Source organism: Kitasatospora sp. HUAS MG31 (assembly GCF_040571325.1).
Taxonomy (GTDB): domain Bacteria; phylum Actinomycetota; class Actinomycetes; order Streptomycetales; family Streptomycetaceae; genus Kitasatospora; species Kitasatospora camelliae.
In genome coordinates this window covers 6,839,478-6,855,395 of sequence record NZ_CP159872.1, presented here as the reverse complement: position 1 = coordinate 6,855,395, position 15,918 = coordinate 6,839,478, and the positions used below count along the sequence as shown (strand labels likewise).

Sequence of the window (15,918 nt, the reverse complement as noted above, 5' to 3'; positions counted from 1 at the left end):
ATCTCGGCCCGGCGGTTGTGACCGCTCCACCCGCCGGGCCGCACCACCCCACCGACTCACACCACGGGAGCACCCGATGACCCAGCCTCTCGACCTCGACGCGATCGAGCAGCTCACCAACGCCGCCCTCGACCCGGCAAGCTGCGGCAGCTGCCGCCACCACGCGGAGCGGGGCCGTGCCGTCATCCACGAGCAGTGCATCGCCCGCGCCACCCTGCTGCCCGCCCCGGACGCCCCCGGCTACGAGACCATCCTCGACACCCCCGAAGACCAGCGCGCGCAGCTCCCCGCCCGCTTCCACATCCCCGTGTACGACGACTTGGGCACGCCTAAGTCGTGGAAGTGCGCGGTGTGCTGGGGAGACGGCTGGGGCACCGCCTGGCCTTGCGCCACCGCGCTGGAGAACGGCCGCGACGTGTTCACCCCGGAGCACATGGCCGAACGCAGCCGGGCGGACGTGCCCGCGCTGGTCGTCGAGGTCCGCTGGCTCCGCGCCGAGTCGGAGCAGACCCGGCAGCAGCACAGCATGGCCATCGAGGCGTGGAACAGCGGCGACATCTCGGCTGATGCTGCCCTGATCTTGATCAAGAAGGCGCTTGGCGTCTGACCCCTCGCACGCCGGTGGGGGCGCATCCGAACTGCGCCCCCACCCCGCAACCGTAACCCCAGGAAGGACCGACATGGCTCGCCACCGCTGGAACAAGATCCACGACCACCGGAAGCGCTGCACCGTCTGCGGACTCCTCGCCGACCAGCGCCCCCACCCGTACCGCCGGCAGTGGTGGACTGAGTGGAGCCGCAACGGCCAGTACTGGAACACCCTCCAGGGCGACAAGACCCCGCCGTGCCAGCCCGTTGACGCCGTGCAGGGGGCGTGATGACCGACCAGCCGCGTCGGCCCGTCTGCGGGAACGACCCCACCGCACAGTTCACCGATGGCGATCGCTCCGCCGTCGCCGAGTTCCGGGCCTATCTCGCCCGGCGCAAGCAGCAGGCCACCGAACATCCCGGCGCCCGTGATGCCGGTCCGCCGCACGACGGCGCGCTTTGCCTGCCTGAAGGCGTCGGCGGATGGCTGTGCCGCTACCCCCTCGGCGACGGCCACCGAGTCCACACCCCCTACGTCGAGGGCGAGTACCTGCGATGACCGACGACCTCCGCCAGCACCTGCGGACTCTCGACCTCATCCAGGACGAGCACGACGAGCAGCCGCAGCACTTCCGGGCGAACCACGACCTGCACGCGCCTCGCCTGCTGGAGACCGCGCAGACCCTCCGCGCCGAGCTGGACCGCACCCGCGCCGAACTTGACCGCCTCCGCCAGGAACGCGCCGCCAACCGCAGCGCCCCCGGAAGCGCCGGCGAACGAATCGAGGCCATCGCCTTCGACCTCGCCACCGGCAGCCGTGTCGTCCCGCCGGATGAGCTGTACGCCGCGATCGCCGCCCACCGCGACGACTGCCGCGCTGCGGGGATGCGGGAGGCCGCGGCGATGCTCCGCCGCTACTGCCCCACGCACAGCACCGCAGACACCTGCCTCATGGACTGCCACTGCGCCGGCGCCGACGAGATCGACCGCGACGCCCGAGCCGTATCCACCCCCACGGACGGCTGCGGCTGCAAGACCGACGTCCACCCGGGCCACTACCCCAGCTGCCCCACCCGCGACGCCGCCCCGTCCGCCCCGACCACCTGACAGGAGCCACCGTGGCCCGCTACACCGTCACCCTCACGACCAGCGCCAACGCCGTAGTCGACGTGGAGGTGCCCGACGACGTCACCGACCCCGAGGAGATCGCCGAACTCGCCGTGGCCGCCCTGGAGGACGAGGGAGCCCCGGACCTGTGCAACGCCTGCGCGACGCCGGTTCAGCTGGGCGACGACTGGCGCCCCGCCCGGCACCAGGGCGCCCCGCTCCTGACCCGCCACGACGCCTGAGGAGTCACCGTGATCGTTGACCTGTTCGCTGGCCCCGGCGGACTCAGCACCGCCGCCCGCCACCTCGGACACCACGTCATCGGCATCGAGCACGACCCCGACGCCTGCAAGACACGCCGCGCCGCCGGGCACGCCACCGTGGAGGACGACGTCCGCCGCTACGGCCCTGCCGCCTTCCCGTCCGCCAGCGTTCTCGTCGGCGGGCCGCCCTGCCAGACGTTCAGCGCCGCCGGCCAGGGCGCAGGCCGCGACCAGCTTGACCTCGTCCTCGCGTTGGCCAATCGCCTCGCCGCCCGCCAGGACATCACCGCCGACCTCGCCAAGCTGTCCGACCCGCGGACCGGTCTGGTCCTGGAGCCCCTGCGCTGGGCCCTGGACGCGCTCGACGCCGGTCGCCCGTACGAGGCGATCGTCCTGGAGCAGGTTCACCAGGCTCTGCCCGTGTGGAAGGCGTACGCGGAAATCCTCCGCGCCGAGGGCTACCAGGCCGCGTGCGGCGTGCTGAAGGCCGAGCAGTACGGCGCCCCGCAGACCCGCCGCCGCGCGGTCCTGATCGCCCGTCTCGACGGTCCCGCGGCCCTGCCGGCCCCGACGCACCGGCCGTATCGGAAGGGCGTTCCCCGGGACGCCGGAGACCCGCGACTCCTACCGTGGGTGTCCATGGGCGACGTCCTCCCACACCGCGGCCCGTTCACCGTCGTGTCGAACTACGGCACCGGCGGCGACCCCAAGGCGCGCGGACGACGCACCCACGCGGAGCCGGCGTTCACCGTCACCGGGAAAATCAGCCGACTGCGACTCGTCGACCCCGACGGCAACGAACTGCCTCGCCTCACCTGGTCCGAAGCCGGGATCCTCCAAGGCTTCCCCGCGGACTACCCGTGGACCGGCCGGGACATCAGCCAGCAGATCGGCAACGCCGTACCCGGGCAGCTCGCCCGCGCGATCCTCACCGCAGCCCTCGCCCCGTCCTGCACGGCGGTGGCCGCGTGACCCCGGAGCGGCGCCGTGAGATCCGCCAGGCGGCCCGCCGCTGGGCCGCCGCCGAACTCGCGGCCAACATCGACGAGGCCGGAGAAGAAGCCATCGAAGAGCGCTACCCGGATCCGGGCGAGGCCGAGGTACACCGTGCCGAGCTTGCCGCGATCATCCGCCGGATCCGCCCGGCTTGACACACCGCCGGCCGCCCACCAGCGGCCGGCCCACCCGAAGGAGAACCGCAGTGTCGTACCCGACCCTGTTCAGCACCCCAGGCGTGAAGGCGTTCGCCGAAGCCATCGACGCCGAGCGCGCCCGCCAGATCGCCAGGTTCGGCGACCAGCGGCACCACGACGGCACCGGCCTGCCGATCGACCAGTACAGCGCGCACCGCTATCGCGACCTGGCCGACCGCAATACGGCGGCCGGCGTGCTGACGTGGCGCAACGTGCTGCTGGAGGAAGTGCACGAGGCCCTTGCCGAGACCGAGCCGTGCGCCCTCCGCGCCGAGCTGGTCCAGGTCGCCGCCGTGTGCGCCGCCTGGATCCACGACCTCGACCGCCGGTGACCACCCCGGCCCGCCCGGTGGTGCCGGGCGGGCCCGTACTGAAGGAGAACATGATGACCCACGACTGGTGCCGGGGCGCCTACCGCATCGACCCCATGCCCGGCCCCGCGTTCTGCTACGAGGACGCCGACCACAGCGAGACCGGCACTTCGCACCGAGGCCGCGACGGAGATGGCCACTACTACACGTGGTTCTCCACCGACGAAGGCGCCTATGAGGTGGCCGAGTGATTCGCGTCCTGCTGTACGCCGCCGCGGCCCTCCTCCTGCCGACCGCCGCCGTCGCCCTGTTCCTCGCCGCCGCCCGGCGCGGCAGCCGCGCCGACCAGAACGGAGACCCGAAGTGACCGACCACCTGACGCTCGCCGACCTCTTCGACCCGGCCGACCTCGACGCGGCGCTCGACGCCGGCTACGTCACCCGCAAGCCCCACCCCACGGACCGGCTGGAGATCTACACCTACTCCGCGACCTGCCAGTACGGGAACATCTGGACTCCCGTCACCACCGCCTGCCGCGGCCTCATCGTCGAGAAGCACACCGGCCGGATCATTGCCCTGCCGTTCCCCAAGATCTTCGTCACCGGCATGCACGGCACCGGCCACGACTTCGCCCCGCCCCTGCCCACCGGCGAGCCGTTCGAGGTCTACGAGAAGGCCGACGGATCGCTCGCCATCGTCCACTTCTACGACGGCACTTGGCGCGCCGCATCGAAGGGCAGCTTCATCTCCGAGCAGGCCCAGTGGGCGCAGACCGTCCTCGACCGGTCCGACCTGTCCGGCCTCGACACCGGCCTCACCTACCTTGCTGAGGCGATCTACCCGGGCAACCGGATCGTCGTCGACTACGGCACCCGCGAGGACCTCGTCCTCCTTGCCGCGTTCCGCCCCGCTGACGGCAGCGAGGTGCCTCTCGACATTGCCGCCGGGCACTGGAAGCCGATCGGCACGGCCGTGCAGTCCTGGGGCCTCTACGACGACGTCACTGTCCTGGAGAAGCGCGCAGCGGCCAGCCTCGACATGCACGGCAGCCAAGTCAACGGCATGCAGGAGGAGGGCTACATCATCCGGTACGCCTCCGGCCGCCGAGCGAAGATCAAGCTGTCTGCGTACCTGACGCTCCACAAGCTGTACACCGGCACCAACGAGCGCACCGTTTGGGAGGCACTCGCGTCCGGACAGGACCTTGGGACGCTGTTCGACCGGGTGCCGGACGAGTTCCGCGACTGGGTCGACGAGATCGCGATGCGGCTGCGTGCCGAGCACAACGCGCTGGCCGGTGCGGCGGAGCGCGACTACACCGCCGCTATGGACGGTCTCGCTGACGTCAGCGACAGGAAGGCATTCGCGATGGCGGCCAGCAAGTCCGCCTACCGGCCGGCACTGTTCCTGTTCTACGACGGCCGGCGTGACGCGGTCGGGCAGTGGGTGTGGAGGCAGCTGAAGCCGCGTGCGGACAAGCCGTTCAAGGCGGACGAGGAGGGTTGAGCTGTGAGGATCCTCGTCACCGGCAGCCGTGACTGGCTGGACCCGCGGGCCGTGTGGGCGCAGCTCGACGCCGCCGCGGCCGAGTTTGGGCACGACGGCCTGGTCGTGTCGGACGGCGAGTGCCCGACCGGCGCGGACGCGCACAGCAAGGCGTGGGCGCTCGCGCACCGGCACCTCGGTGTGGTGCACGATCCGCACCCGGCGGACTGGGACTCGTGCGGCTGGAACTGCCCGCCCAGGCAGCACCGGCGCCGGAAGCAGCCGGGGGATGTTCACCATCCGGGGATGTTGGAGGACTACTGCCCGACGGCGGGGCCGCGCAGGAACGCCCGCCTGGTGGCGTTGCGGCCGCGCGCTGTCCGCTGCTTGGCGTTCCCGCTCGGCCGTAGCGCCGGCACCCGCGGTTGCATGGCGCTGGCCCGCGCCGCCGGCATACCCGTGAAGGAGATCGCACCATGACCCGTGAACACGCGCCCAAGGCCGGCGTCACCTGGGACACCCGACCTATCGCCAACGAGATCGTCGTCCCGGACACCCGCGACGGCATCGACCACAACGCCCCGCTGGCACCTCGGCCGAACCGCGCCACCCGCCGGGCGCTGGCCCGTGCCGCGAGGACCCGGTAAGGAGGCCGCTCATGCCGACACCCAACCGCCGAGCCTCAGCCCGTGCCGCGATGATCGCCGTTGCCGAGGCCCAGGACATACCCGTGACCGTCCGCCAGGTCGAGGCGCTCCTGGCTGCCGCCGAGTCGGCGCTCCTCACGTGGGTCGATGCAACCCCCACCCAGCAGGCCCTGTATGAGCTCAGGGCTGCGGGCTGGACGCTCCCGTACCTGGCGGCCCGGCTCGGCACTTCGTCCGCCGAGATCGGCCAGCGGATGCGCCGCCGCCATGTCACTCCTCGGGTTGAGGAGCAGACGCTGCGCCTGGCGGCGGAGTTGAAGGACGTTGATCCGGTTTCGGCTGGGCTTTCTCAGTCCGCCGTTCGTATGGCCCGTACGTGGGCATCCCGTCGCACCCAGGTAGGAGTTCACCGGTGACCGAGAGCGTGTACGACCAGCAGGTTCGGCGGCAGTTGCGTGAGGCGACGGAGGCGGCGGCCCGGTTGCGGCGGGAGCGGGACTCGCTGGAGGAGGAGATCGGGCCGCTGCGCCGGGCGTTGGAGGACGCTCTGCAGCGGGCGGCGGGCGCCGAGCGCCGGGCCCAGGAGTGGGAGCAGGCCCGGGACCAGGAGTGTTTGAACACCGCGGTCGTGTTCCACGAGTACCACCGCCGGTGGCAGTCCACGATCGTCGAGGCACGCAGGCAAGCCGCGCGGGCAGGCCGCGCCGAGGCTGCGCTCGCCAAACTGCATGAGGGTGAGGAGCCGGTGGGCGCGCTCGGTCTCCGCATGACAGCCGGGCAGTGGATCGCCGCGTGGAACGCGCAGACGCCCGCCGAGCGGCTCCAGCATGCGCAGCGGATCCTCAACGTGTGCCGGGAGCTTGCTGCCCTGCGCACTGACGAGGAGCTGGCGGAGGCCGCGTCGTGAGCTGCGCCGACGACCGGTACGAGGACGTTCGGTTCACCGATGAGGCGCTCGCCGAGGTGGACGACAGCGTCGATGTTGCGCCCGAGCCTGTGGGGCGGCGCACCCTGAACGTGATCGGCGACCTCGCCGACTACAACCCCGCCAGTGAGAGGACCGCAGCATGAACCAGCAGGAGTACACCGAGTCCCGCGCCGCCGCTGTCGCCGGGCTCCCGCACGCGACGGGCAGCCCCGAGTTCGATCACCTCGTCGATGAGATCCAGCACCCGGAGACCACGGAGGCGCTGTACGAGATGCCGGGGAGACCCGGCAACCTGGTTGCCTGAAGAGCAGCAGAAGGCCCGCCCGGTCATGGTGACCGTCGGCGGGCCCTTCTGCTGTGCTGGTCAGGGGGTGAGGCGCAGCACGGTGATGTCCTCGCGGCTGAACACGACCTCGTACTGGGCGCCGGGGTGGAGCGCTGCGCCGGCGGCTGCGGCGTCTTCGGGCTTGGGGGCTTCGGTCCAGTCGTGGCGGTCCATGACGATGTAGTCCGGCAGTCGGGTGTGGGAGCCGCCGTACCAGTAGGTGTCGGTGCGGGCGGCGAGCGGGGCGAGGACGGCCGTGGTGGCTTCCACGCGGGCGCCGTCGGGGATGGTGGCGAGGGCGGCGTTACGGGCTTGGGTGATGGGGCCGGTTGTCCAGGCTTGGGGGCGGGTGAGTTCGGCGGGTCCGTAGCCGAGGGCGCACATGCAGGCCAGGGCGACGGCGGGTAGGGCGGTGACGGTTCGGTCGGTGAGGGCGCGGAGGGTGAGTCGGCGGGAGTCGCGGTGGCGGGTGGCGGCGTCGGTCGCGGCGAGGAAGGCGACGGGCATGAGGACGGCGCTGTAGTGCCAGTCGGTGCCCCAGTAGACCGGGTTGGTGGACAGCAGCCGCCAGCCGAGGGTCGGCGCGGTGAGGAGGAGCAGCGGGGAGCGGGCGGCGAGGAAGCCGGTGATGCCGAGGGTCCAGCCGATGGTCTTCCAGGTTTGGAGGCGGCTGATGGGCTGCCAGAGGGCTTGTTGCCAGCCGTGGGGGGCTTTGTCCCAGTAGGCGTAGGTGCCGGCGTGGTTGAAGTGCGGGATGAGCCACCAGATGGCGGCGGCGGTGGCGGCGAGGCCGGCGGCGACCAGGAGGGGTCCGGTGATCCAGCGGCGGCCTTGGATGGTGATGAGCAGGCCGATGGTGGCGACGGTGAGGCCGAGGTCTTCTTTGACGAGGAGGAGCGGGAGGGCCCAGTAGGCGGCGCGGTGCCAGCGGCGGGCGAGGAGTTGCCGGCCGACCACGGCGAGGAGGGGGGCGGCGAAGCTCGTCTCGTGGAAGTCGACGTCGATGGCGCGGAGTAGGCCGAAGGAGAGGCCGTAGGCGGTGCCGATGCATAGGCCTCGGGTGTGGCCGAGGTGGCGGGCGGCGGTGTCGGAGACGACGGCGGCGGACCAGGCGAGGAGGGCGGCTTGGGCGGTGAGGAGTAGGAGGGGGCTGGGCCAGAGGTGCCAGAGGGGGGCGAGGGTGGCGGTGATGGGGCTGGTGTGGTCGCCGAGGATGTTGAAGTCCTCGCCTTTGATGGGGGTGATGGGGGTGCGGGCGTGGGCGTAGGCCTTGACGGCCTGGGTGAAGATCGCGAGGTCCCAGCTGGATGAGGCGTGCTGCCGGTAGCGGAGGGCTGAGACCAGGGCGTAGGCGGCGAAGAGGAGCGCGGCGAGGGCGGCGTGGGGGGTGGTGGCGGGGCGCCACCAGTGGGTGCGGCGCGACGGGCGGGCCCAGGCGGGGCGGCTCGGGGCTGGTAGGGCGCGGGTGGTGCCGGTGGCCATGGCGGCACGGTACGCCCGGCGCGGGGGCCGTGTCCGTTGATCGGGTGATATGCGGGACTGGACGCACGAGAGCCCTGCCGGCGGGGGCGGCAGGGCTCACTGCGGGCAGCGGACGGGGGCTGCCGACCGTCGTTGCGGCGTACGCGTCCGGCGGAGCGATTGCCTATCGGCGCAGGACGTTGACCCGCTCAGTGCCGAGGATCGGCGCGTCCTCGCAGCCCTTGGGGACGGCGAGGTAGGGGCCGACCCACTTCTTGATCTGGCCGGAGGGGCTGGCCTTGTCGGAGTAGGTGCGGCGGTGCAGGCGGACCATCCATCGGTGCCGGTACACCTTCTCGGCATGGCCCCGCTCTCCGGCCGCCGCGGGACGGTCGGGGCGGAGCGAGGTGCGCAGGGTGACGAGCCGCACCTGGGCGTCCGCGTTCAGGCGGGTCTGGCGCAGGCGCCGCTGCACGGCCTTCGGCGCGGGGACGTTCTCGACTTGGTGGAGGGTGCGTTCGTCGGCGGGCTGCCGGATGAGGAGCCACGTGGCGAGCAGGGTGCGGATCGCGGTGTCGTTGTGCGCGAGGTTCATCCGGTCCCAGGGCCGTTCACGGCCGTCGATCGGGAGAGTCTGGGTCTGGCCGCGCATGACGAGCCGTCCCGCCTGGACGGAGCGGGAGTCGGCCGCCCCGGACGGGCCCCACTGCTTGGCCCAGGCGGTGTAGCCCGCGGCGGAAACGAACAGGGTGACAACGAACTTGGTGCCGTGGGCGAGCCACATCACCGCGACGGGCGCCCAGTGCGGTGCTCCGTCGTCGATGGGCTGCTCCCACACGAGGAGGCCGCTGGGCGAGGGCAGGTCGTCAACGGTGAGGGCGAAGACGTCGAGGTCCTGGCCGGCGGTGTGGGCGACCTGTGTCATGTCGGCGTTGACGTAGTACAGCTCGGCGCTGGTGGCGTTGACGCCGAGGAAGTCGGTGATGCCGCGTTCGCCGCGCTCTTCGAGGAGCTGGCGGGTGGCGGGGGTGGCCAGCCAGTCGGCGAGGTCGAGACGGGTTTGGGGGACGTCGCGGGCGGTGATGCCGTGCGCGGGCGGGGTCACTCGGTGTCCTTGAGGTCGGTGCGGGCGCCCTGGCCGGGGCGTGTGGCGTGGGCGTACATGACCTGGACGGTGAGGTAGAGGTTCTGGCCGCCGCGGCCGGGGGCGCGGCCGACGGGCTCGATGCCGAGGCGCTTGAGGGCGCGCTGCGCCGTGTTGGTGTTGGCCGCCTTCATGTGGTCGGTGGCCTGCTGAAGGGTCCAGGTCTCGGCCTCGTCCTGGCGCTCGACCGTGGCGATGTAGCCGGGGTCGAGGCCCTCCCAGTCGCCGGTGATCCGCCAGCCGGCGGCCTCCAGCAGTTCCTCGCTCTCGCGGATGGCGTCCGCGTCGTCCCCTTCGCGGGCGTCGACCTCGGTGACGGCGGTGAAGACTTCGCCGCCTCCGGATTCCCATTCGACCTTGCCGCGCCGGTAGCCGGCGAACGTGTCGGCGAGGACGACGACGTCGGCGTTGTCCCCGGCGAGGCAGCTGGGGGTGGTGGTGACCCAGGCGGTGAAGTGCGGGCCCGGGGCGGGCTCGATCTCGTCGACGGTCTCCTGCAGTTCGGGCAGGTACTCGGCGGCGTCGTCGTCGGTGAAGTCGTCGCCGAGCCAGTCGATGAGTTCGGGGAGGGTGATGACGATGGTGTCCTTGTCGACGTAGGCGGCGTCCCACACGGCGAGTTCGGGCTCGTAGTCGACGTCGCGGTTGACGAAGAGGACGGGGTTGTCGGCGCCGCTGGCGAGGAGTTTGCGCAGGTTGGCGGGGGTGACGGTGAGGCTGGACATGAGGGGTGCTCCTGTCGTGGTCAGAGGGCGGCGACGGCGGCGTTGATGCCGGCGCGGAGGCGCGCGACGAGGTCGATGATGTTGCGCTCGCCGTCGAGGTAGCGGACGTCGACGAGGTCGGCGTCGTAGTGGCGGATCCAGAGGCGGCCGTCGGCGGCGTCGAACCACACCTTCTCGATCTTCGAGAGGAGGCCGGCGACGCGGCCGTTGGCGATGCCGCGTCCGCCGAGGGTGGCGCCGGAGACGTTGCCGGTCCCGTAGTAGGCGATGTCGAGGCCGGCGAACTGGGCCCAGTCGTTGATGTAGACGCGGTCCATGCCGTTCTTCTGCCAGCGGCGGCCGCCGATGGCAAGCATGGCTTCGGTGGTGAGGGTGATGGTCTTGCGGGCGGGGCGGAGCAGGGCGGGGAGGTTGATGCGATAGGTGAGGGAGGCGGTGTCGATGAGCCAGCGGCCGGCGTGCTTGGTAGCGGTGATGACGCCTCGGGTGCACCAGTTGCGGATGGTGGCGACGGTGACGCGGGCCTGGGTGGCGGCTTCGGTGGTGGTGATGGTGGTCATCGGGTGGCCTCTCTCGGTGGCGACACCCCTAACTATGTCCGACCGTCGGACAAGGTTCAAGCGGTTCGGCAGAACTCACCCGAATGGGTGACATGCGGGCCCGCGACCAGCCCGAACTTCTCCCGCGCACCCATTGACGCCGAGCCAGGCGGAGGCAGATGCTGTGCGTCCCTCGGTGATCAGGAGGTGCACATGTCCGTCCGGGTCGAACGCTGCGATCGAGTGGGCGCATGCGCCACATGCGAAAGCGATCTGCTGCTGGTGACGCAGATCCCCGTCGGCGACGGCCGCCGCGTGCCTCTGGCGCTGTGCGGCACCTGTGATGCGGAACGCGGCGCCGCGGGTCAGCTGGTGGCGCTGTTGAACGTACCGGCGGAGCAACGTGACGTCGCCGCGATCGGCGACTCGATGGTGGCGTGGATGCGGGAGGAGATGGCGGCGCGGGGCTGGGTGCATGTGCCGCGCCCGAAGCCATCGTTGAACTAGCCGCGCCCATGTCGAAGGCCCGCCCCGGGGTGTGAGCAGCGCATCCCAGGGCGGGCCTTCCGTTGGCGTCACCCGTGACAGTCGTCCGGGGTGCCGCCTTCGCACACGTGCTGGTCGAGGGGTGTGCGGGTGTCGGCATGGAGCCGGTACAGGTCGAGGAGGCCGTCCATCATCTGCCAGGCCTCGGGGTGGTCGGCGGCGGCGTCGCGCTGCGCCCTGAGCCACGCTTCGACAGCGTCCCCGCAGGCCGCCAGAACGCCCCACTGGGTGATCGGGCCGGGCACGACGTGGTGGGTGTCGTCGACGAGGAGAGCGTCGGCTACGTACTGGCTGAGGTTGGCGTGGGCGAGGGTCTCGCTGCCATCCTGCTCGGCGGTCACCGCTGGGCCTCCTTCGGCGGGTACTCCTCGCTGCGGGCGAGGGCGTCGCGGGCGCGCTGCGCCTCGGCGATGCCGCGGGTCAGGCGGGCGTTCAGGTCGTCGGTCACTTGAGCAGCTCCTTCCGTTGGGCCCAGCGCTCGGTGCACTCGTCGGTGTGCATGTCGATCTCGTGCCGGTTCTCGTCGGCGTGTGCGCACTGTCCGCAGCAGTAGGTGGAGCCGGTGGACTTGAGGCGGGTGCAGGCGTCGGTGGTGCACTTGTTGAGCCGCCTACGAATGCCCGGCTCCTCGATGACCTCGATGACCGCCTGGGGGTGCTGACGGTGCCAGTTGTAGGCGCTGAGGTCGTCCCCGGACGGGTACTCGCTGCTCACGGCTGCTCCTGGTGCTGGTAGTTGCCGTCGCCGGTGTGCTGGTAGTGGTGGATGGCGTGGACTTCGCCGCGGAGGAGCGCGGGCGGCAGGTCGTCGATGGGCCCGTGGGGGAAGCCGAGGCGGATGGAGAGTTCGAGTTGGGCGGGGACGGGGTCGCCGGCGAAGAGGCGGTAGGTGACGCCGTCGGCGGGGCCGCCGTGGAGGCGGAGGGTGGTGGTCACGCCAGGGCCTCGATGCGTGCAGGCAGGAACCGGGCGCCCGTTCCGTGGGCGAGGCTCAGGGCGAGGAACTGGCCCCCGGTCAGATCCGGGGTGAGGTGGAAGAACGACTGGTCGGCGAGCTCCGGCCTGCCCAGCTCGGTCAGCACCGGAAGCATGTGCGGGCGGGCGTGGTTCTGGATCTGACGGCACAGGTCGTCGCGGTTCGCCGCGGTGGCCGTCAGGGTCGGGACGGGGAAGTCGTCTCCGAGCTTGCCGAACTGGACGCGGTACGTGGTCATTCCTGGACCTCCGGAGTGGTGGGCTGGCAGCCGATCTGGTGGACGTCGTCTTCGCCGCCGCAGACGGGGCAGGCGTTGAGGGGTTGGCCGATGATGTGGCGGGCGAGGGTGACGGTTTCGGGGCCGGCGATGCCCTTGAGGAAGTCGGGGTCCCAGCCGGCGGTGCGTTCCCAGGCGTCGAGCATGTCGGCGATGATCGGGTTGAGGCTGGCGGGGAGCGGGCCGGGGCGGTCGCGGAGTTCCCGGGCAGCGGCGGCCAGGATCGCGGTGTCGGTCACGGCTGCTCCTCGTCGGGGTTGATGCCCGCGGCGGTCAGCTGGGCGCGGAGCCGCTCGATCTCGGCCTTCTGGGCCTCGTACGTGTCGCGGCCGACGAACTTGCGGTGGTCGCGCCAGCGGGTGATCAGCTCGTTGGCCTGCTGCCGCTGCTCGGGCGTGATGCCCGCGAGCATGGACTCGGCGAGCGGCTCGCGGAAGACGTCGGCCATGCCGGTGCCCCAGAACGACCAGTCGAGGTGCCGCCACAGTTCGTCGTGGACCTGCTCGGCAGCCGCCTGAGGTGCGCGGCTGGCGAGTTCCGCGCGGACGATGGGACCCATGAAGACGCCGACGGCGATGGTGATCTCCGCGACGAGTCGGTCGATGGGGTCACCGAGGATGAAGCGGGTCTGGATGGCGTTGCGGATGGTGTCGGCGAGGGGCTTGAGCTCCTCGCCGATCTGCTGGTCGGTCATGTCCTGGGAGGTCACTGCTGCTCCTTGGCGAGTTGGTCGAGCCGGTCGGCGGCGCGGTTGAGGGCGAAGGTGTACCAGTGCCAGTCGGGGCCGGCCTCGGGCGGGGCGGGGAGGCTGCGGATGAGGTTGGCGGCGTCCGCGAAGGCCTCGCGTCGGTTCTCGACACGGTGACCGTCGAGGAGTTCCGCAGCCTGGTGGGGGAGCTTGAAGGAGACGTGGAAGGCACGCTCGATGAGCTCGCGGGCCGTCTTCGGCACTGGCGCTCCTCAGTTGGCGGGGTGGTAGGTGACGAGGGGTCCGGCTTCGACGCGGGCGCGGCGTTCGAGTTCCTTGGCCCAGCCGTCGTCGGTGTTGCGCTTGGCCATCTCGTGGGCGACGGCTTCGTCTTCGAGTCGCTGGGCTTCGGTGCGGCGCCGGTCTTCGGCGCGGGTGACGGTGGCGTCCAGGGCGTCGAGGTCGTTGAGCAGCTGGCAGAGGTTGATCGCCGGGTAGCTGCGGTTGATCCGGCTGATCTCCCAGTGGATGCGGCCCCAGGCGCCGGCCTTGGCGCTGCGGGCGATGTCGCGGCGCAGCTCTTCCAGGGAGCCCAGGTTGCACGCGTTGTCGTAGCGGGTGCCTTCGAGTTCGATGAACCAGTTGGTGCGGGCGCGGCCGGCCTTGGGCCTGTCGGGCAGCAGCGTCTTGAGACGGTTGATCTCGGCGTTGAGGAGCGGCCGGACGGCGGTGGCGAGGGTCTGGGCGAGGCGCTGGGCTTCGGTGTCCTCATCGGGGGTGGTGAAGACGGCGTCGGCCGGGAGGCGCTCGTACATGGTGCAGAACGTGCGGACGGAGTACTCGGCCTTGGCGGCCCACTCCTCGCGGGTGGGCCAGACGCGCTGCGTCATGCGATCCTCCGGCTGCTCAGGACCCATTTGTGTAATACAAATATTCCTCACCTCGGCACCCCCTGTCAAGGGAAAGCCCAGCAAGCTAGGCTTTGCTGTATGACAGAAACCCGTCGCAGGGGTCGGCCGGCTACCGGGCAGAGCCCCATGCAGAGCTTTCGCCTCCCGGAGCCGCTCAAGGCCGCCCTGCACGACAAGGCCGAAGCCGAGGGCCGACCGGTCACTGAGGTCCTGGTCTCCCTTGTCAGGCGGTACGTGAGCACCCCGCCCAAGCCGAAGCCACCCGGCGGCACAGACTGACAGCGCCCTCGCCGACTACGGGGCGGTGTCACGCCCGCCCCCTACCCTGACCCTCATGAAGCCCTACGCAGGCCCCGCGACCGTCACCACGCCGGACGGCGCCACCATCCCCGTCACCGCCCACCTGTCCACCCGCCCCAGCAACCGCGACGACTGGGCCGGCCTCCTCACCGCCGATGACGGGGTGGCCCTACTCAACGTCCACGAGGGTCGACTGCTCCTGCCCGACGGGAGAGAGGCCGGCTTCGTCCGTACCGCAGGCGGCGTTCCCGGCGGCCCGATCCAGATCGCAGGCGCCAGCGGCGAGGCCCTGCTGTAGCGCGACTTGGCCCGCCCGCAAGGGTGAATCACGGTCACAGCTTGGCCACGCCGCCCTCACAGGCCACACGCCCGGCGCTACCGTCCCCCAACAACAACCACCGTTGGGGGACGCCACCTTGTACCGCCGCGCCATCGCCACCGTCGCGCTGCTCGCCAGCCTCACCGCCTGCAAGACCACCACCGTGACATCCACGACCTCCCCGGCCAGCCCTCCGGCAGCCGCGACCACCACCCCGGCCGGCAGCCCGCCAGCCAGCACCGCCACCAAGACCGGCACCCTGCCGAACCTCGTCGGCATGGGCCTGCAGTCCGCCCAGGACACCGCCCAGGCCGCCGGCTTCTACAACCTCCACAGCCACGACGCCCTCGGCCGATCCCGCAACCAGATCGACGACCGGAACTGGAAGGTCTGCAACCAGACGCCGGCCCCCGGGCAGCAGCCGTCGAACATCAGCATCGACTTCGGGACGGTGAAGCTCGACGAGCAGTGCCCCGCCACGGATCAGGGCGCAGCGACGCCGAAGGCCGGGGCGTCGATGCCGGACTTCCGGGGGAAGGCGGTGTCGACGGTGAAGGACACGCTGGACAAGTCGACGAGCTACACGGTGAAGGACGTGAAGGAGAACCGGGCGGTCCTCGTTGAGTCGAACTGGCAGGTGTGTTCGCAGGACCCGGCGCCGGGGGCGCAGCTGAGCGGCCAGCCGGTCAGCTTGAAGGTCGTGAAGTTCGGCGAGACCTGCCCGTGATCTTGGCGTGACCATCGTCCGGACGCCCGTACGATGATCGGGTGCTGACACACACCCAGCGCCTCCCCGAGCGGGACCCGATCGCGGCCGCGGTGCGCGCGGCAGAGCTTGAACTCGGCGAGTACTGCGCCCACGTGCAGGCCCGGCGGCGGGCCCAGCATCCGCACGATGCGGCGGCCCGGTGCCGGTGGACGGCGGAGGAGCTCGAAGAGCGGGACCGGCTCGCCCGGGTCGTCGATGAGCTCCGCACCTTCACCGCAGCAGCCTGAGCCGGACAGCAGAGTGCCCCGCTGTGAGTACACGGCGGGGCACAGTCGCGCTCAGGTCCTGAAGGCCTTCCTTCCCAGATGCCGGGCGTCGCGCTGGCGGCCATGCTGGAACCAGGCACATCAGCCGGGAGTATCGATGGACGAAGATGACCCAGTCCCCTTCAGCCCATGCCCAAACTGCGGATGCGAT

At 71.2% G+C, this 15,918-nt stretch carries 32 protein-coding genes; 20 read left to right on the top strand and 12 right to left on the bottom strand.

The window, feature by feature from the left end:
* The first annotated feature begins 76 nt into the window (after positions 1-76).
* From ABWK59_RS30785 to ABWK59_RS30710, 16 genes are all read left to right on the top strand, one after another.
* Complete coding sequence (locus tag ABWK59_RS30785) at positions 77-607, top strand: hypothetical protein (RefSeq protein ID WP_354643931.1); 531 nt, start codon at positions 77-79, stop codon at positions 605-607.
* 73 nt (positions 608-680) lie between these two features.
* Positions 681-878, top strand: coding sequence for a hypothetical protein (locus ABWK59_RS30780; protein WP_354643930.1), 198 nt, complete (start codon positions 681-683; stop codon positions 876-878).
* Positions 878-1,147: a hypothetical protein gene (locus ABWK59_RS30775; RefSeq protein ID WP_354643929.1), complete on the top strand. Its 270-nt coding sequence runs from the start codon at positions 878-880 to the stop codon at positions 1,145-1,147. The genes ABWK59_RS30780 and ABWK59_RS30775 overlap by 1 nt, the downstream gene beginning before the upstream one ends.
* Entirely contained in the window at positions 1,144-1,695 is a 552-nt protein-coding gene (locus ABWK59_RS30770) for a hypothetical protein (RefSeq protein WP_354643928.1), read from the top strand. Before ABWK59_RS30775 ends, ABWK59_RS30770 begins: the two co-directional genes overlap by 4 nt.
* Positions 1,696-1,706: 11 nt before the next feature.
* Positions 1,707-1,937 (top strand): hypothetical protein, encoded by a 231-nt coding sequence (locus ABWK59_RS30765; protein ID WP_354643927.1) that lies wholly within the window; start codon positions 1,707-1,709, stop codon positions 1,935-1,937.
* A gap of 9 nt (positions 1,938-1,946) precedes the next feature.
* A complete protein-coding gene (locus ABWK59_RS30760; RefSeq protein ID WP_354643926.1) occupies positions 1,947-2,930 on the top strand; it encodes a DNA cytosine methyltransferase in 984 nt (327 codons plus the stop codon).
* Positions 2,927-3,109: a hypothetical protein gene (locus ABWK59_RS30755; RefSeq protein WP_354643925.1), complete on the top strand. Its 183-nt coding sequence runs from the start codon at positions 2,927-2,929 to the stop codon at positions 3,107-3,109. Before ABWK59_RS30760 ends, ABWK59_RS30755 begins: the two co-directional genes overlap by 4 nt.
* A gap of 50 nt (positions 3,110-3,159) precedes the next feature.
* Positions 3,160-3,483 (top strand): hypothetical protein, encoded by a 324-nt coding sequence (locus tag ABWK59_RS30750; RefSeq protein ID WP_354643924.1) that lies wholly within the window; start codon positions 3,160-3,162, stop codon positions 3,481-3,483.
* 53 nt (positions 3,484-3,536) lie between these two features.
* Positions 3,537-3,713: a hypothetical protein gene (locus tag ABWK59_RS30745; protein ID WP_354643923.1), complete on the top strand. Its 177-nt coding sequence runs from the start codon at positions 3,537-3,539 to the stop codon at positions 3,711-3,713.
* Between the two features lie 112 nt (positions 3,714-3,825).
* Positions 3,826-4,968, top strand: coding sequence for an RNA ligase (locus tag ABWK59_RS30740; protein ID WP_354643922.1), 1,143 nt, complete (start codon positions 3,826-3,828; stop codon positions 4,966-4,968).
* A gap of 3 nt (positions 4,969-4,971) precedes the next feature.
* Positions 4,972-5,427, top strand: a complete 456-nt coding sequence (locus ABWK59_RS30735; protein ID WP_354643921.1) for an SLOG family protein — start codon at positions 4,972-4,974, stop codon at positions 5,425-5,427.
* On the top strand, positions 5,424-5,594 hold the full coding sequence (locus ABWK59_RS30730; protein WP_354643920.1) for a hypothetical protein: 171 nt from the start codon (positions 5,424-5,426) through the stop codon (positions 5,592-5,594). The genes ABWK59_RS30735 and ABWK59_RS30730 overlap by 4 nt, the downstream gene beginning before the upstream one ends.
* 11 nt (positions 5,595-5,605) lie before the next feature.
* The gene (locus ABWK59_RS30725; protein WP_354643919.1) at positions 5,606-6,010 is read left to right on the top strand and encodes a hypothetical protein; all 405 of its coding nucleotides are present in this window, start codon (positions 5,606-5,608) and stop codon (positions 6,008-6,010) included.
* Entirely contained in the window at positions 6,007-6,501 is a 495-nt protein-coding gene (locus tag ABWK59_RS30720) for a hypothetical protein (RefSeq protein ID WP_354643918.1), read from the top strand. Before ABWK59_RS30725 ends, ABWK59_RS30720 begins: the two co-directional genes overlap by 4 nt.
* Positions 6,498-6,665, top strand: a complete 168-nt coding sequence (locus ABWK59_RS30715) for a hypothetical protein (protein WP_354643917.1) — start codon at positions 6,498-6,500, stop codon at positions 6,663-6,665. Before ABWK59_RS30720 ends, ABWK59_RS30715 begins: the two co-directional genes overlap by 4 nt.
* Entirely contained in the window at positions 6,662-6,826 is a 165-nt protein-coding gene (locus ABWK59_RS30710) for a hypothetical protein (RefSeq protein ID WP_354643916.1), read from the top strand. The genes ABWK59_RS30715 and ABWK59_RS30710 overlap by 4 nt, the downstream gene beginning before the upstream one ends.
* A 60-nt stretch (positions 6,827-6,886) precedes the next feature.
* On the opposite strand, the gene ABWK59_RS30705 is transcribed toward ABWK59_RS30710, so the two are convergent.
* The 4 genes from ABWK59_RS30705 to ABWK59_RS30690 all read right to left on the bottom strand — a co-directional run bounded on the left by ABWK59_RS30705 (position 6,887) and on the right by ABWK59_RS30690 (position 10,737).
* Positions 6,887-8,329: a DUF2079 domain-containing protein gene (locus ABWK59_RS30705; RefSeq protein WP_354643915.1), complete on the bottom strand. Its 1,443-nt coding sequence runs from the start codon at positions 8,327-8,329 to the stop codon at positions 6,887-6,889.
* 163 nt (positions 8,330-8,492) lie between these two features.
* On the bottom strand, positions 8,493-9,413 hold the full coding sequence (locus tag ABWK59_RS30700) for a hypothetical protein (protein ID WP_354643914.1): 921 nt from the start codon (positions 9,411-9,413) through the stop codon (positions 8,493-8,495).
* Positions 9,410-10,177, bottom strand: coding sequence for a hypothetical protein (locus ABWK59_RS30695; protein WP_354643913.1), 768 nt, complete (start codon positions 10,175-10,177; stop codon positions 9,410-9,412). Before ABWK59_RS30695 ends, ABWK59_RS30700 begins: the two co-directional genes overlap by 4 nt.
* Before the next feature lie 20 nt (positions 10,178-10,197).
* On the bottom strand, positions 10,198-10,737 hold the full coding sequence (locus tag ABWK59_RS30690; protein ID WP_354643912.1) for a helix-turn-helix domain-containing protein: 540 nt from the start codon (positions 10,735-10,737) through the stop codon (positions 10,198-10,200).
* A 192-nt stretch (positions 10,738-10,929) separates the two neighbouring features.
* On the opposite strand from ABWK59_RS30690, the gene ABWK59_RS30685 reads away from it, so the two are divergent.
* Entirely contained in the window at positions 10,930-11,223 is a 294-nt protein-coding gene (locus tag ABWK59_RS30685) for a DUF6300 family protein (RefSeq protein WP_354643911.1), read from the top strand.
* Positions 11,224-11,291: 68 nt separating this feature from the next.
* On the opposite strand, the gene ABWK59_RS30680 is transcribed toward ABWK59_RS30685, so the two are convergent.
* The 8 genes from ABWK59_RS30680 to ABWK59_RS30645 all read right to left on the bottom strand — a co-directional run bounded on the left by ABWK59_RS30680 (position 11,292) and on the right by ABWK59_RS30645 (position 14,092).
* Complete coding sequence (locus ABWK59_RS30680) at positions 11,292-11,603, bottom strand: hypothetical protein (protein WP_354643910.1); 312 nt, start codon at positions 11,601-11,603, stop codon at positions 11,292-11,294.
* Positions 11,604-11,706: 103 nt separating this feature from the next.
* Positions 11,707-11,976, bottom strand: a complete 270-nt coding sequence (locus ABWK59_RS30675) for a hypothetical protein (RefSeq protein ID WP_354643909.1) — start codon at positions 11,974-11,976, stop codon at positions 11,707-11,709.
* Positions 11,973-12,197 (bottom strand): hypothetical protein, encoded by a 225-nt coding sequence (locus ABWK59_RS30670; RefSeq protein WP_354643908.1) that lies wholly within the window; start codon positions 12,195-12,197, stop codon positions 11,973-11,975. The genes ABWK59_RS30675 and ABWK59_RS30670 overlap by 4 nt, the downstream gene beginning before the upstream one ends.
* Positions 12,194-12,475 carry a hypothetical protein gene (locus ABWK59_RS30665; RefSeq protein WP_354643907.1) on the bottom strand — a complete coding sequence of 94 codons (282 nt, stop codon included), beginning with the start codon at positions 12,473-12,475 and terminating at the stop codon, positions 12,194-12,196. Before ABWK59_RS30665 ends, ABWK59_RS30670 begins: the two co-directional genes overlap by 4 nt.
* Entirely contained in the window at positions 12,472-12,753 is a 282-nt protein-coding gene (locus ABWK59_RS30660; protein ID WP_354643906.1) for a hypothetical protein, read from the bottom strand. The genes ABWK59_RS30665 and ABWK59_RS30660 overlap by 4 nt, the downstream gene beginning before the upstream one ends.
* On the bottom strand, positions 12,750-13,223 hold the full coding sequence (locus tag ABWK59_RS30655; protein WP_354643905.1) for a hypothetical protein: 474 nt from the start codon (positions 13,221-13,223) through the stop codon (positions 12,750-12,752). Before ABWK59_RS30655 ends, ABWK59_RS30660 begins: the two co-directional genes overlap by 4 nt.
* Complete coding sequence (locus tag ABWK59_RS30650; RefSeq protein WP_354643904.1) at positions 13,220-13,465, bottom strand: hypothetical protein; 246 nt, start codon at positions 13,463-13,465, stop codon at positions 13,220-13,222. Before ABWK59_RS30650 ends, ABWK59_RS30655 begins: the two co-directional genes overlap by 4 nt.
* Positions 13,466-13,474: 9 nt before the next feature.
* Complete coding sequence (locus ABWK59_RS30645; RefSeq protein ID WP_354643903.1) at positions 13,475-14,092, bottom strand: hypothetical protein; 618 nt, start codon at positions 14,090-14,092, stop codon at positions 13,475-13,477.
* 355 nt (positions 14,093-14,447) lie between these two features.
* Between ABWK59_RS30645 and ABWK59_RS30640 the strand changes: the two genes are divergently transcribed.
* The 3 genes from ABWK59_RS30640 to ABWK59_RS30630 all read left to right on the top strand — a co-directional run bounded on the left by ABWK59_RS30640 (position 14,448) and on the right by ABWK59_RS30630 (position 15,728).
* Positions 14,448-14,711 (top strand): hypothetical protein, encoded by a 264-nt coding sequence (locus ABWK59_RS30640; protein WP_354643902.1) that lies wholly within the window; start codon positions 14,448-14,450, stop codon positions 14,709-14,711.
* A 118-nt stretch (positions 14,712-14,829) separates the two neighbouring features.
* A complete protein-coding gene (locus tag ABWK59_RS30635; RefSeq protein ID WP_354643901.1) occupies positions 14,830-15,459 on the top strand; it encodes a PASTA domain-containing protein in 630 nt (209 codons plus the stop codon).
* Between the two features lie 41 nt (positions 15,460-15,500).
* The gene (locus tag ABWK59_RS30630; RefSeq protein WP_354643900.1) at positions 15,501-15,728 is read left to right on the top strand and encodes a hypothetical protein; all 228 of its coding nucleotides are present in this window, start codon (positions 15,501-15,503) and stop codon (positions 15,726-15,728) included.
* Positions 15,729-15,918: the final 190 nt, after the last annotated feature.

Excerpts from the sequence above, each read along its gene's own strand:
- ABWK59_RS30685 (WP_354643911.1), top strand. The coding sequence starts at position 10,930 with ATGTCCGTCCGGGTCGAACGCTGCGATCGAGTGGGCGCATGCGCCACA.
- ABWK59_RS30710 (WP_354643916.1), top strand. The coding sequence starts at position 6,662 with ATGAACCAGCAGGAGTACACCGAGTCCCGCGCCGCCGCTGTCGCCGGG.
- ABWK59_RS30695 (WP_354643913.1), bottom strand. The coding sequence starts at position 10,177 with ATGTCCAGCCTCACCGTCACCCCCGCCAACCTGCGCAAACTCCTCGCC.
- ABWK59_RS30780 (WP_354643930.1), top strand. The coding sequence starts at position 681 with ATGGCTCGCCACCGCTGGAACAAGATCCACGACCACCGGAAGCGCTGC.
- ABWK59_RS30775 (WP_354643929.1), top strand. The coding sequence starts at position 878 with ATGACCGACCAGCCGCGTCGGCCCGTCTGCGGGAACGACCCCACCGCA.
- ABWK59_RS30690 (WP_354643912.1), bottom strand. The coding sequence starts at position 10,737 with ATGACCACCATCACCACCACCGAAGCCGCCACCCAGGCCCGCGTCACC.
- ABWK59_RS30785 (WP_354643931.1), top strand. The coding sequence starts at position 77 with ATGACCCAGCCTCTCGACCTCGACGCGATCGAGCAGCTCACCAACGCC.
- ABWK59_RS30730 (WP_354643920.1), top strand. The coding sequence starts at position 5,424 with ATGACCCGTGAACACGCGCCCAAGGCCGGCGTCACCTGGGACACCCGA.
- ABWK59_RS30770 (WP_354643928.1), top strand. The coding sequence starts at position 1,144 with ATGACCGACGACCTCCGCCAGCACCTGCGGACTCTCGACCTCATCCAG.
- ABWK59_RS30745 (WP_354643923.1), top strand. The coding sequence starts at position 3,537 with ATGACCCACGACTGGTGCCGGGGCGCCTACCGCATCGACCCCATGCCC.
- ABWK59_RS30705 (WP_354643915.1), bottom strand. The coding sequence starts at position 8,329 with ATGGCCACCGGCACCACCCGCGCCCTACCAGCCCCGAGCCGCCCCGCC.
- ABWK59_RS30640 (WP_354643902.1), top strand. The coding sequence starts at position 14,448 with ATGAAGCCCTACGCAGGCCCCGCGACCGTCACCACGCCGGACGGCGCC.
- ABWK59_RS30725 (WP_354643919.1), top strand. The coding sequence starts at position 5,606 with ATGCCGACACCCAACCGCCGAGCCTCAGCCCGTGCCGCGATGATCGCC.
- ABWK59_RS30665 (WP_354643907.1), bottom strand. The coding sequence starts at position 12,475 with ATGACCACGTACCGCGTCCAGTTCGGCAAGCTCGGAGACGACTTCCCC.
- ABWK59_RS30645 (WP_354643903.1), bottom strand. The coding sequence starts at position 14,092 with ATGACGCAGCGCGTCTGGCCCACCCGCGAGGAGTGGGCCGCCAAGGCC.